Source organism: Streptomyces oceani (assembly GCF_001751245.1).
GTDB lineage: Bacteria > Actinomycetota > Actinomycetes > Streptomycetales > Streptomycetaceae > Streptomyces > Streptomyces oceani.
In genome coordinates, this window is the sequence record NZ_LJGU01000118.1 from 24,412 (window position 1) to 35,966 (window position 11,555).

At 72.4% G+C, this 11,555-nt stretch carries 10 protein-coding genes; 7 read left to right on the forward strand and 3 right to left on the reverse strand.

Annotated features, from left to right (window positions below):
* The first annotated feature begins 8 nt into the window (after nt 1-8).
* Complete coding sequence (sucD, locus tag AN216_RS10790) at nt 9-893, forward strand: succinate--CoA ligase subunit alpha (protein WP_070196438.1); 885 nt, start codon at nt 9-11, stop codon at nt 891-893.
* Nucleotides 894-1,012: 119 nt separating this feature from the next.
* Here sucD and AN216_RS10795 read toward each other — a convergent pair whose 3' ends face one another.
* Nucleotides 1,013-2,194: a SigE family RNA polymerase sigma factor gene (locus AN216_RS10795; RefSeq protein WP_070196439.1), complete on the reverse strand. Its 1,182-nt coding sequence runs from the start codon at nt 2,192-2,194 to the stop codon at nt 1,013-1,015.
* Between the two features lie 331 nt (nt 2,195-2,525).
* On the opposite strand from AN216_RS10795, the gene AN216_RS10805 reads away from it, so the two are divergent.
* Nucleotides 2,526-4,196, forward strand: a complete 1,671-nt coding sequence (locus AN216_RS10805; RefSeq protein ID WP_139140898.1) for a cell division protein PerM — start codon at nt 2,526-2,528, stop codon at nt 4,194-4,196.
* A 1-nt stretch (nt 4,197) separates the two neighbouring features.
* On the opposite strand, the gene AN216_RS10810 is transcribed toward AN216_RS10805, so the two are convergent.
* Nucleotides 4,198-5,049 (reverse strand): hypothetical protein, encoded by an 852-nt coding sequence (locus AN216_RS10810; RefSeq protein ID WP_070196442.1) that lies wholly within the window; start codon nt 5,047-5,049, stop codon nt 4,198-4,200.
* Nucleotides 5,050-5,263: 214 nt separating this feature from the next.
* On the opposite strand from AN216_RS10810, the gene purN reads away from it, so the two are divergent.
* Both purN and purH read left to right on the forward strand, forming a co-directional pair.
* Nucleotides 5,264-5,890, forward strand: a complete 627-nt coding sequence (gene purN / locus AN216_RS10815; protein ID WP_079166472.1) for a phosphoribosylglycinamide formyltransferase — start codon at nt 5,264-5,266, stop codon at nt 5,888-5,890.
* Entirely contained in the window at nt 5,887-7,449 is a 1,563-nt protein-coding gene (gene purH, locus AN216_RS10820; protein WP_070196444.1) for a bifunctional phosphoribosylaminoimidazolecarboxamide formyltransferase/IMP cyclohydrolase, read from the forward strand. The genes purN and purH overlap by 4 nt, the downstream gene beginning before the upstream one ends.
* Nucleotides 7,450-7,614: 165 nt before the next feature.
* Here the strand turns inward: purH and AN216_RS10825 are convergent, their stop codons facing one another.
* The gene (locus tag AN216_RS10825) at nt 7,615-8,235 is read right to left on the reverse strand and encodes a hypothetical protein (RefSeq protein ID WP_070196445.1); all 621 of its coding nucleotides are present in this window, start codon (nt 8,233-8,235) and stop codon (nt 7,615-7,617) included.
* Nucleotides 8,236-8,571: 336 nt separating this feature from the next.
* Here AN216_RS10825 and AN216_RS10830 point away from each other — a divergent pair, with 336 nt between their 5' ends.
* The 3 genes from AN216_RS10830 to AN216_RS30145 form a co-directional block, all read left to right on the forward strand.
* Nucleotides 8,572-9,447, forward strand: coding sequence for a bifunctional methylenetetrahydrofolate dehydrogenase/methenyltetrahydrofolate cyclohydrolase (locus AN216_RS10830; protein ID WP_070196446.1), 876 nt, complete (start codon nt 8,572-8,574; stop codon nt 9,445-9,447).
* A 124-nt stretch (nt 9,448-9,571) separates the two neighbouring features.
* Nucleotides 9,572-10,144, forward strand: a complete 573-nt coding sequence (locus AN216_RS10835; protein ID WP_079166473.1) for a DUF3017 domain-containing protein — start codon at nt 9,572-9,574, stop codon at nt 10,142-10,144.
* Between the two features lie 359 nt (nt 10,145-10,503).
* Nucleotides 10,504-11,555, forward strand: a 1,052-nt coding sequence (locus AN216_RS30145) for a helix-turn-helix domain-containing protein (protein WP_244502413.1), incomplete at its 3' end; no start/stop codon positions are given.

Here is an 11,555-nt window from a genome sequence, read left to right on the forward strand (position 1 = left end):
CGACAAAAATGGCTATCTTCCTCAACAAGGACAGCAAGGTCATCGTCCAGGGGATGACCGGTTCCGAGGGCCAGAAGCACACCAAGCGCATGCTGACCTCCGGCACCAACGTCGTGGGCGGCGTGAACCCGCGCAAGGCCGGTACGACGGTCGACTTCGACGGTTCGCAGGTCCCGGTCTTCGGCGGCGTGAAGGAGGCCATGGAGGCCACCGGCGCGAACGTCACCGTGGTGTTCGTGCCGGAGAAGTTCACGAAGAGCGCGGTCATCGAGGCGATCGACGCCGAGATTCCGCTCGCCGTCGTGATCACCGAGGGCATCGCCGTGCACGACTCCGCGGCGTTCTGGGCGTACGCCGAGCAGAGTGGCGGCAAGACCCGGATCATCGGCCCGAACTGCCCCGGACTGATCACGCCGGGTGAGTCCAACGCGGGCATCATCCCGGCCGACATCACCAAGCCGGGCCGGATCGGGTTGGTGTCGAAGTCCGGCACGCTCACCTACCAGATGATGTACGAGCTGCGTGACATCGGCTTCTCCACCTGTGTCGGGATCGGCGGCGACCCGGTGATCGGGACCACCCACATCGACGCGCTGCGGGCGTTCGAGGCCGACCCGGAGACCGACCTGATCGTGATGATCGGCGAGATCGGCGGTGACGCCGAGGAGCGGGCGGCCGAGTTCATCAAGGACAACGTGAGCAAGCCGGTCGTCGGCTACGTCGCGGGCTTCACCGCCCCGGAGGGCAAGACGATGGGCCACGCCGGCGCGATCGTCTCCGGTTCCTCCGGCACGGCCCAGGCGAAGAAGGAGGCCCTCGAGGCCGCCGGGGTGCAGGTCGGCAAGACGCCGTCCGAGACCGCTCGGTTGGCCCGCGGCCTGCTGAGTTCCTGACCCGACGCCGTACAGGCGCGCGCTGGCGCGTGCGGCACCGCGCGCCACGGGCCCGTATCCAGCCGGTTTCTCCGGTCGGACACGGGCCCGTGGTCGCGGCCTACGCGCGCTGACTCGGCCTACGGCGCCGCCGACGGCTGGCCCTCTCGCGTCCCCGCGTTCGTCCGTTCCCCGTCCGGTGACCCGCCTTCCGCCTGTGCCCGGTGCTCTTCCGGTGCCGGGTGCTCGTCCAGCCGTACCCGGTCGTTGGACGAGCGCAACTCCGGCGCGTACACCCCGGGCTGGCCGGCGCCGCCGGGAGCCAGGGTGCTGGAGGTGGCCCCGGGAGGCCCTTCCGGCGCGCGCCGGGAGCTGTCGTCGGCGGTGACCCAGGCCGCAGCAACCGCCACGGTCACCAGGGCCGCCAGCCCGAGCGCGGCCCGTGTCCGGAGCCGGGTGGCCCGCTCGCTGGCGGCTCGTACGGTGCCGGCGGGGATCGTACGAGCCGGGTGAGCCGCGAGCAGGGTCCGCAGCCGCGTCGTGATCAGCGAGGCACGCTCCGGCACGGCGACGGACCGGAGTTCCGGGGTGTGCTCGGCGAGTGCCACCCGCGCGTTGGTGACGCGTCCGAACGCGGCGGGGAGGCTGGCCTCGGTCTCGGTGGCGGTGTCCGCGATGTCGAGTCCGAGACCGTGGTGCAGCAGCAACGCCCGACGGTAGGAGCCCGGCAGCTGGGACAGGCCCTGCAGCGTGGCGCGGTCGGCCGGCGGTCCGGGATGTGCCTGCGGTCCGCGGCGGGCTGGGTGGAAGAGGTGCCAGGGGGACAGCGCGTAGTCGTGCGCGGTGGCTCGCAGCCAACAGCCCGGGTCCGGATGGGCCGACACCTCCGGCCAGTGTTCCCAGGCCCGGTGGAAAGCGTGCGCGACGGCGCGTTCGGCGATGTCCCGGTGGCCGCTGAGGACGTACGCCTGGCAGGCCAGGGCGTGCGCGTGCGTCTCGTAGAGCCGATCGAAGGCCGACTCGCTGCTGTGCGCCGTGGTGTCGATGGCGGGTGCGGCGGTGGTGTCCGGCTGTTCCTCCGGCCCCGAGGCCGGCGCGGCGGGGTCCGCGGATCCGGGTACCAGCTCCGGTGCTTCGGCGGTTGGCTGCTCGTCCGGGTCCGGGTCCGGGTCCGGGTGGTCCGGGTCCGGAGCCGTGGTCGTGGTCGTGTCCGACCGGGGGCCGGCGCTCCCATCGGGCATCCTGCCGGCCCCCACGGCACGTGCCTCGACACCGGTGCCCTCCTCGGTCCCGGTCTCGGCCGTCCCTTGAGCCCGTGACATGCGCTTCTTCGTACGAGCACGTGGTTGCCGCTGCGACGTGGACGTCGGCGCTCCGGGCGGGCCGCCGGCGCCGTGGGACTTCGACGTGCTCGGAGTGCCGGAGGCGTTCGGCGTGAGCCTCGCCCGGCCCGAGCCGCTCGATGTGGGGGGAACCGCTGACTTCGCTCGTGGTCTCGACTTGGCCGTCATGCTCGCCCTTCCGCGCAGTGGTGCACTGGCCGAACCCGCTGCGGAATATTCTGTTATAAAGTACAAATAATTTCATTCAGCGACACCACGACAATCCGCCATCTACCCGGGTGAAACGGGTCAGTCCTGACAGCCTGTCGACGTGCACCCCACCACCAAGCCGATCCCCGCACCGCTCCCGGTCGGCCAGGCGGCGAGCCGAATGCCACCGGCGGGCGTGGGACTGCTCAGCGGCGTGCTCGCCGCCGTACTCGGGCTGGGCGCCCTCACCGTGGCCGTCGTGCCGCTCTGGATCAGCACCCCCTCCTCCGACAGCACCCTGGGTGACGCCCTGCACCTCGCCGCGGACCTCTGGCTCGCCGCACACGGCGCGAGCCTGGAGCGGACCGGCACGCTGAGCGGTGATCCGATGCCGGTGGACGTCACTCCGCTGTTGCTGACCGGCTGCCTCGGACTGCTGCTGTGGCGCGCGGGTCGACACACCACGGACGCGTACGGGCTGGCCGGCCGCCGGTCGTCGCCGTCCCGGGTCGTGTGCTGGACGTCCGCCGGATACCTCACGGTCCTGGCCATCGCGATGGCCTACGCCGGTACGGGGCCCCTACGGGTGACCCTGCCGAGCGCGCTGATCTGGCCGCCGCTGTTCGTCGGGGCCGTACTGGCGTGCGCGAGCCGGCCGCTCGGGAGCTCACGAATCCGAAGTCCTCGGGCGGCGGAGGGCCCCGGCCCGGCGGCCGTGCCGTTGCCGCCGGACGGGACCCGGCTGGCGGCGGCGCGGGCGGCCGTGCTCGGCCTGGGCGCGCTGCTGTTGGGTGGCGCGGCCCTGACCGGTACGGCGGTGGTCTGGCGGGCCCCGGAGATGTGGCGGACCGTTCCGCACCTTGCGGGTGACTGGTCCGGTTATGTCGCCGTGCTGTTGCTGACCCTCGTGCTCCTGCCGAACGCGCTGGTGTGGAGCACGGCGTACGCCCTGGGCCCCGGCTTCACGGTGGGCGGTGACAGCCTGGTCAGCCCGTTGACGACGGGCTATCCGCAGTTGCCGCGGTTCCCGCTGCTGGCCGCGCTGCCGACGGAAGGCCCGGGCTCGTTACTGACCTGGTCGGTCGGCGCTCTGCCGGCCGCCGTCGCGGTGCTCACCGGCTGGTACCTGGCCCGTATCGCCGTACCGGTACGAGGCCGACGCGACACGGCGCGAGGCTGGTCGGGCACGCTCGGCGGGGTGTTGCTGGCGGCTGGCGGGTGCGGTGTCGCTATGGCCTCGTTGGCGGAGGTCTCCGGCGGCGCACTCGGCCAGCATCAGTTGGCTGATCTGGGGCCACGTGGCTGGCTGACGGGTGTGGCGGCCTTCGGGTGGACGGTGCTCGGGGGCGGGCCGGCCGCGCTGATCGTACGGGCCTGGCGGCTGCGTGCCGGGCGGACGGCGCGCACGTCGGTCGTACGACCCGAGGCGACGCACGTACGCGAGGCAGCGACCGGCTCGGCCGGCCCGGCCTTGGCCAGCCCGGACAGGCCCGGCCTGACTGACTCGGCCGCCGCGGAGGGCATCGGCGACAGCGGCCTGGACGCGGCGGGCGACCTGGTGGTGGACGACGGTGGCTCCGCGGCCGGAGGGCTGCCCGGAGTCGCCGGCTGGCACGGCGATGCCGACCGGCGTGCCCGGTGGGCAGCGCTGAAGGAGGCGTCCGGCGGGCTGATGTCGGCCTTCGATCCCGCCGACCTGCCGCCGCGCGTGGGCGACGTGCCGACGTTCACTGAGGCCCCGCCCGCCCCGGACACTCCCGTGTCGCCACGGGTGGCGGACGACGACCCCTGACTCAGCCCTCGTCCAGCAGCGGCCGGATCTCCTTGGGCACGAGGTCCTCGCAGTGCTCACCGGCGGCCTGTGTGAGCGAGTCCTGCTTGCAGGAGTAGTAGTCGCTGTAGACGAGCTTCAGGGTGAAGCCGCCGGCGACCACTGCCAACGCCAGCGCGCCCGCGATCAGGCCGCTGGTCGCGGCGGTCATACGGGCCTTCGCCTGCTGTGACGGAGAGCCGACGACCGGTGGCATGGAGCCGGACGAGGGCGCCGGGGTGGCCGGCCGATCGGTGCCCGCGACGTCCTCGGCGCTGGCCGAGGCGGCGGCTCCGCGCCGCCGGCCGCTCTTCGTCCCGGAGGGGTCACGCAGCCCGCTGACGCCCCAGTAGACCGACAGCGCACCCAGCAGCAGCGCGATCTCAGACAGGCTGAACAACGCGAAGAAGAGGCCCCAGATGCCGGCGTGCAGGGCGTAGCGTGCGTGTCGTTGGCGGCGGTCCGAAGGGTCCCAGCGCAGTCCGCCCCGACCCTGGTCGCCCTGTCCGGGCTCCTGGCCTGAGGAGTTCTGCGTGCCGAACCCGCCGCTTCCACGGCTTGGTTGGCGTGGGCTCCACTTGCCTCCCCAGCGACCGGGACGCTCGTCCGCCCCGTCCTCGCCCTGGCCGTTCCCACCCCGACCGCCCTGCCCCCGGCCGGAATCACCGCCGTCGGAGTCGCCGTCCGCCTTCGCCCCGCCGCCGGACGTGTCCTGGGAGTCAGCGCGCCGACGCGGCTGCCACGGACGGTCCGGCCTGTCCCTGGGCGGCGGGGCGAACGGGTTGTCCTCGGGCTGTGGCTCGCTGTGAGCCGCCTCGCGGCGTCGGTCGGTCATGTGCTGTGTGTCTTCCCCTAGCTCTGCCATGGCGGGAACGCGATACCGGGACCTGACGCTACCTGTCGGACGCGCCCCCGTCCCGTGGGGGTCGGCAGGAGTGCCGGTATCGTTGCCGACGGTCGGCGGCTTCGTAGAGTTCCCCGGAAGTCTCAGCCCTCCAGCTTGGAGGACCGTACAAACCCGTCTCGGCAGAAAGAACACCGTGGTGGCTATGCCCGATTCCCGCCCTGCCCGCCTCGTCGTGCTCGTCTCCGGCGCCGGTACGAACCTTCAGGCCCTGCTCGACACCATCGCCGTCCAACACGTGGTCGGCTACGGCGCGGAGGTCGTCGCGGTGGGCGCGGACCGCGAGGACATCGCCGGGCTGCGGCGGGCCAGGGAGGCCGGTATCCCCACGTACGTCTGCCGGTTGGGCGATCACGCCGACCGTGCGGCCTGGGACGTCGCGCTGACCCGCGCGACCGAGGAGTACGAACCGGACCTGGTGGTCTCGGCCGGCTTCATGAAGATCGTGGGCGCGGAGTTCCTCGCCCGCTTCCAGGGGCGCTTCATCAACACCCACCCGGCGCTGCTCCCCAGCTTCCCGGGCGCGCAGGCCGTACGCGAAGCCCTCGCGCACGGCGTACGGATCACCGGCTGCACCGTCCACTTCGTCGACGACGGTGTCGACACCGGACCGATCATCGCCCAGGGGGCGGTGGAGGTCCGGGACGAGGACGACGAAACCGCTCTGCACGAACGGATCAAGGACGTCGAGCGACGGCTGCTCGTCGAGGTCGTCGGGCGGTTGGCCCGGGACGGCTACCGCATCGAGGGACGAAAGGTAAGAATCCCGTGACCGAGGAAGACGACAAGCGGCCCATTCGCCGTGCGTTGATCAGCGTGTACGACAAGACCGGTCTGGAGGAGCTGGCACGCGGTCTGCACGCGGCGGGCGTGCAGCTCGTCTCCACCGGTTCGACGGCGAAGCGGATCGCCGCGGCCGGTGTCCCGGTGACCGGGGTCGACGAGCTGACCGGCTTTCCCGAGTGCCTGGACGGACGGGTCAAGACGCTCCATCCGCGCGTGCACGCCGGCATCCTCGCCGACCTGCGACTCGGCAGCCACCAGCAGCAGTTGACGGAGCTGGGCGTCGAGCCGTTCGAGCTGGTGGTGGCGAACCTCTATCCGTTCCGCGAGACGGTCGCCTCCGGCGCGGAACCGGACGAGTGCGTGGAGCAGATCGACATCGGCGGCCCGTCGATGGTGCGTGCCGCGGCGAAGAACCATCCCTCGGTCGCGGTCGTCGTCAACCCGACGCGGTACGCGGACGTTCTGGAGGCGGCGAACGAGGGTGGCTTCGAGCTGGCCGCGCGCAAGCGGCTGGCGGCCGAGGCGTTCCAGCACACCGCCGCGTACGACCTGACCGTCGCCACCTGGTTCGCGCTGGACTACGCCGCCGTCGACGACTCCGCCTTCCCGGACTTCCTCGGCGCCGCCTACCAGCGCACCGACGTGCTGCGGTACGGCGAGAACCCGCACCAGCCGGCCGCGCTCTACGCCACCGGGAACGGCGGTCTCGCGGAGGCCGAGCAGCTGCACGGCAAGGCGATGTCGTACAACAACTACACCGACACCGAGGCGGCGCGGCGGGCGGCGTACGACCACCAGGACCCGTGCGTCGCCATCATCAAGCACGCCAACCCGTGCGGTATCGCCGTCGGTTCGGACCTGGCCGAGACGCACCGCAGGGCACACGCCTGCGATCCGTTGTCGGCGTACGGCGGGGTCATCGCGGTCAACCGGGCGGTCTCGATGGAACTCGCCGAGCAGGTCGCGGAGATCTTCACCGAGGTGATCGTCGCACCGGAGTACGCGGACGGCGCGGTCGAGGTGCTGAGTCGGAAGAAGAACCTCCGGGTGCTGCGCTGTGCCGAAGCCCCCTCCGACCCGGTGGAGATCAAGCCCATCGACGGTGGCGCGCTGCTCCAGGCGACCGACCGGCTGCAGGGCGAGGGCGACGATCCGGCGAACTGGCGGCTGCTGGCGGGCACCGAGCTGCCCGCCGAGGAGCTGGCCGAGCTGGCCTTCGCCTGGCGTGCCTGCCGGGCCGTGAAGTCGAACGCCATCCTGCTCGCCAAGGACCGGGCGACGGTCGGAGTCGGGATGGGCCAGGTCAACCGGGTCGACTCGGCCAAGCTGGCGGTGCGGCGGGCCGGGGCGGAGCGGGCCGAGGGCGCGTACGCCGCCTCCGACGCGTTCTTCCCGTTCCCGGACGGGCTTGAGGTGCTGACCGCGGCGGGCGTACGGGCCGTGGTGCAGCCGGGCGGCTCGGTGCGGGACGAGCAGGTGGTCGAGGCGGCCCGGGCGGCGGGCGTCACCATGTACGCCACCGGGACCCGGCACTTCTTCCACTGAGCCGGCCCCCCTTCCACCGCCGGCGGAAGCACACGGACGGCCGGCCGGAAAGCCTCACCCCGGCCGGCCGGGAGCCCGTACTCCGCCGGCTGTTGACCCCCGGTCGGCTCCGCCGGCTGTCGACTCCCGGTCGGCTCCGCCGACCGCGGGTCTCGTGGTCGGGTCTCAGCGGTACCGCGGCCGGTTGAACCACTGACCGGCCTGTGCCAGTGAGCAGAAGACGATCGTCAGGATCGCGGTGGCGGCCCAGAGCAGCAGCGTGATCGGATTGCCGAGGTTGTCCTCGGAGGCCAGGGCGAAGAAGCCGAGGCACGGCATGAGGGCGTTCACCGAGGCCGCGATGATCGCGGTGACCCGGGTGCCCTGCGTGCCCCTGCCGAACATCGAGGCGGGAACGATGTGCAGGGCGGCCAGACCGCCGAAGATCACGAACATGATGAGCGCGCCGCCGAGCGCCACGTCCCCGCCCCCGTCCGCCATCGGGAGTTCGCCCGCGACGTCGTTCAAGGCGGCACCCACGATCAGGATGAACAGCGCGCACAGGCCCCACAGCGCCCCGGCGACGAACAGCAGCACCCGTGCCGTGATCACCGTCCCCGGCATCCGCTCCGGCATCCAGAGCCCGCCGGGGTGGGGCGCCTGTGGATAGCCGTAGTTGTAGGCACCTCCCGGGTAGCCTCCGGGCGGGCCGGGCGGCGGACCCTGCTGCGCGTAGCCGGGGGGCGGCGCGCCGGGTGGCGGGCTCTGCGCGTACGGATTGTTGGGGCCAGGCGGCGGATAGCTCATGTCGGGTGATCCTCCGGCGGTGGAAACGACTGCACGGCGTGCGGGTCTGCGCGACAGCTCCGCGCTGACCGCGTGAGGTCGCCTGACCACCGGACTCGACGCCGGGGGCACCGAGGTCGCGAGCCGCGTGCACGCGTACGGACCCCCCGAGACCTCACGCATCGTGCGCGGTGTGGGCCTCTTCCGTGAGTACGGCGGGTCAATGGTGAGTCTCGGGGCACGCCACTGTCCAGCGAATCCCGTTGAATGTGGCGAATCCGCAACGATCCGTGCCCGGCGTCCGCCCCGATCGCCGGGGATTGGAGCACAGCCGGCCCCATCCGGGAGGATGGGGCCATGACCGCAGAGATTCTGGATGGCAAGGCCACCGCTGCCACGATCAAGTCCGAAATCGCCGCCCGGGTCGAGGCGCTCGACGGCCGGGGGGTCCGGCCCGGACTGGGCACCCTGCTCGTGGGCGACGACGTGGGCAGCCGCAAGTACGTCGCGGGCAAGCATCGGGACTGCGCGCAGGTGGGAATCGCCTCCATCCAGCGGGAGTTGCCGGAGTCGGCCACCCAGGAGGAGATCGAGGCGGTCGTACGGGAGCTGAACGCCGACCCGGAGTGCACCGGATACATCGTCCAACTGCCGCTGCCCGGGGGCATCGACACGAACCGGGTGCTGGAGCTGATGGACCCGGAGAAGGACGCGGACGGGCTGCACCCGACCAGCCTGGGCCGGCTGGTGCTGGGGGAACCGGGTCCGCTGCCGTGCACGCCGAACGGCATCATCGAACTGCTGCGCCGGCACCGGGTGGAGATCCGTGGCGCGCACGTGGTCGTGGTCGGGCGCGGAATCACCGTCGGCCGGTCGATTCCGCTGATGCTGACCCGCCGTACGGAGAACGCCACGGTGACCCAGTGCCACACCGGGACTCGCGACATGCCGGCGCTGCTGCGGCAGGCGGACATCATCGTGGCGGCGGCCGGGGTGCCGCACCTGGTCAAGCCGGAGGACGTGAAGCCGGGCGCGGCGGTTCTCGACGTCGGAGTGAGCCGCGACGAACACGGCAAGATCGTCGGCGATGTGCATCCAGGCGTCGCGGAGACGGCCGGCTGGCTCTCCCCGAACCCGGGCGGAGTCGGGCCGATGACCCGCGCGTTGCTGCTGCAGAACGTCGTCGCTGCGGCGGAGCGCGCCGCGGCTGGTTCGGACGGCGCGGACAGCTGAGCGCGGTGCGGTCCGACGGTCGTACGCGCGTCGTCGAGTGGCCGTACGCGTCACGGCGGGCCTTGACCGATGAGGCGGGCCGGCACGGTGAGGGCTTGGAGAGCCCGGAGGGAGAACCGTACTGATGGGGCTGGGAAGTGGAGCCGAGCCGGAGTCCACGCGGCGGCGTGCCGATGAGGCGGACGCCCCGGACACGGCGGACGGTGGCGCTGGTGCGGCTGCTTCGCAGAGCGCGGGCCGAGAGGAGGGCACCACCGGGGAGCGCGCGACGGCGGCGTACGGGGCCGGCGACTCGGCTGCAGGCGCCCGTGAGCCGCGCAGCCGCCGCTTCCCGACCTTCACCCGGGACACCGCACGCCCCGAGGGCGGCGCCCGGGCGGCCGGCGGCCAGGCCCCGGCTCCGTACCGGCAGTGGCCACTGCTGGCCGTGTGCGCGGGGGTGCTGCTGGGGCTGCTGGTGACGCTCCTCGAGTTCCGGTCGGGGACCATCATCATGGGCCTGTCGCTGATCGGTGCCGGGGCGCTGCGCTGGAGCCGGACCGAGGTGGGGATGCTCGCGGTCCGTTCCCGCTTCACGGACGTGGCGACGTACGCGACGCTGGGCTGCCTGATCACGCTGTTGGCGATGATGGCGCAGCCGAACCCCTGGATCACCATTCCGGTGCTGGAGGACATCCTGCATTTCTCCGTGCAGTGACGGTGCCGTACGGGTGCCCCTGGCGACCCCCGCGCCGTGCGGTTCCCCCTGTCTTCGCCAACCGGCCCCGTCCCGGAGTGAGTTGGGCGCACCGTACTGGGTGTGCCATGGCTCTGGCCGTATGACCTGGGCGATGTTTCGGATACGCCGTTTGCGCGAAGGGGCGACGACCCGCTCTCCGGTGCGGAGGGGAGCTGAGGGCGGGTGGCACACTAGGGGGATGTACGCGTGTGGTGCGCGCCCGCAAATGCGCCCGTGCGCCCCCCGGTTAGGCAACCATGGCCATGGTTCTCCGCATCCCTCCGGGTGGCCGGCACGCAGACCGGGAGACGGACTGACCGGGGGATGAGGGGGGAACAATGCCGCGCTGGAAGGCTTTGCCGGAAGAACTAGACCCACAGATAAGCGAGTTCACCAGCCAGTTGCGTCGACTGGTGGATCGCAGCGGAATGGGTCTCGCCACGATCGCGGACCGTACGGGCTACAGCAAGTCCTCCTGGGAGAAGTACCTCAACGGTCGCCTGCTGCCGCCCAGGGGAGCGGTGCAGGCGCTGTCCGAGGTGACTGGTACGGAAATCCGACATCTGGCCACGATGTGGGAACTGGCCGAGCGAGCCTGGTCCCGCAGTGAGATGCGTCACGACATGACGATGGAGGCCGTGCTGGTCGCCCAGGCGCGTGCCGCGCTCGCTCCGTCCGGGGAGACGCCCGCGAAGGGCTGGAAGTGGAACCGTGCCGGCAAGTCCGCGAAGGGGCGTACGGACGAGGCCGCCGCGGGCTCGGAGAACGCGTCCGCCAAGGGCGGCGTGACCGAGCCGCCGAAGCCGACGCCGCAGCCCGATCCGGCTCGGCGGGGCGCGTCCGGCGGGTCCGGGCCGGCGGCGGATGACCGTACCGTGTCGCTGCACTGGCGGGAAGACCGGGCGGCCGACGACTCCAAGACGACGCAGTTGTCGCGGAACGCGGTCTTCGGGGAGGCCGACGCACGCCGCGGACGCAACCTCAGCGCCGGCGCCGGCGGGAAGTCCGCCGGGGCCCCGACCGCCTCCCCGGCAGCCGCGCCCTCCGGGCCGGCGGCTCAGGACCCCTCGGGGAAACCCGGTGCCTCGGGGAGACCCGCCGCGCCCGCCGAGGCGAAGGCGTCCGCGGCCTCCATCGCGCCGGACACCCGGCCGAAGGAGGGCCAGGACTCCGGACTGCCGGTGAGTCAGCTGCCACCCGGCGCGGCCGCCGGCACCGTGGACCCGCGTTCCTGGGGCGTCCGGGACAGCCCCGCGCGTCCCGGTGCCGGCTCGGTCGAAGCCGGCACCGCGGTCCTCGGGAAGGCCGCCGGCGGCGAGGTTTCTCCCGCCCAGGCTGGCCCCGGGCAGGGTTTCGCGCAGGCCGGCCCCGCACCGGCCGTGGACGCCCC

Bases quoted from the DNA above. Each gene is read 5' to 3' on its own strand.
- sucD (WP_070196438.1), top strand. From the start codon at position 9: ATGGCTATCTTCCTCAACAAGGACAGCAAGGTCATCGTCCAGGGGATG.
- AN216_RS10795 (WP_070196439.1), bottom strand. From the start codon at position 2,194: ATGTCACGGGCTCAAGGGACGGCCGAGACCGGGACCGAGGAGGGCACC.
- AN216_RS10810 (WP_070196442.1), bottom strand. From the start codon at position 5,049: ATGACCGACCGACGCCGCGAGGCGGCTCACAGCGAGCCACAGCCCGAG.
- purN (WP_079166472.1), top strand. From the start codon at position 5,264: ATGCCCGATTCCCGCCCTGCCCGCCTCGTCGTGCTCGTCTCCGGCGCC.
- AN216_RS10825 (WP_070196445.1), bottom strand. From the start codon at position 8,235: ATGAGCTATCCGCCGCCTGGCCCCAACAATCCGTACGCGCAGAGCCCG.
- AN216_RS10830 (WP_070196446.1), top strand. From the start codon at position 8,572: ATGACCGCAGAGATTCTGGATGGCAAGGCCACCGCTGCCACGATCAAG.
- AN216_RS10835 (WP_079166473.1), top strand. From the start codon at position 9,572: ATGGGGCTGGGAAGTGGAGCCGAGCCGGAGTCCACGCGGCGGCGTGCC.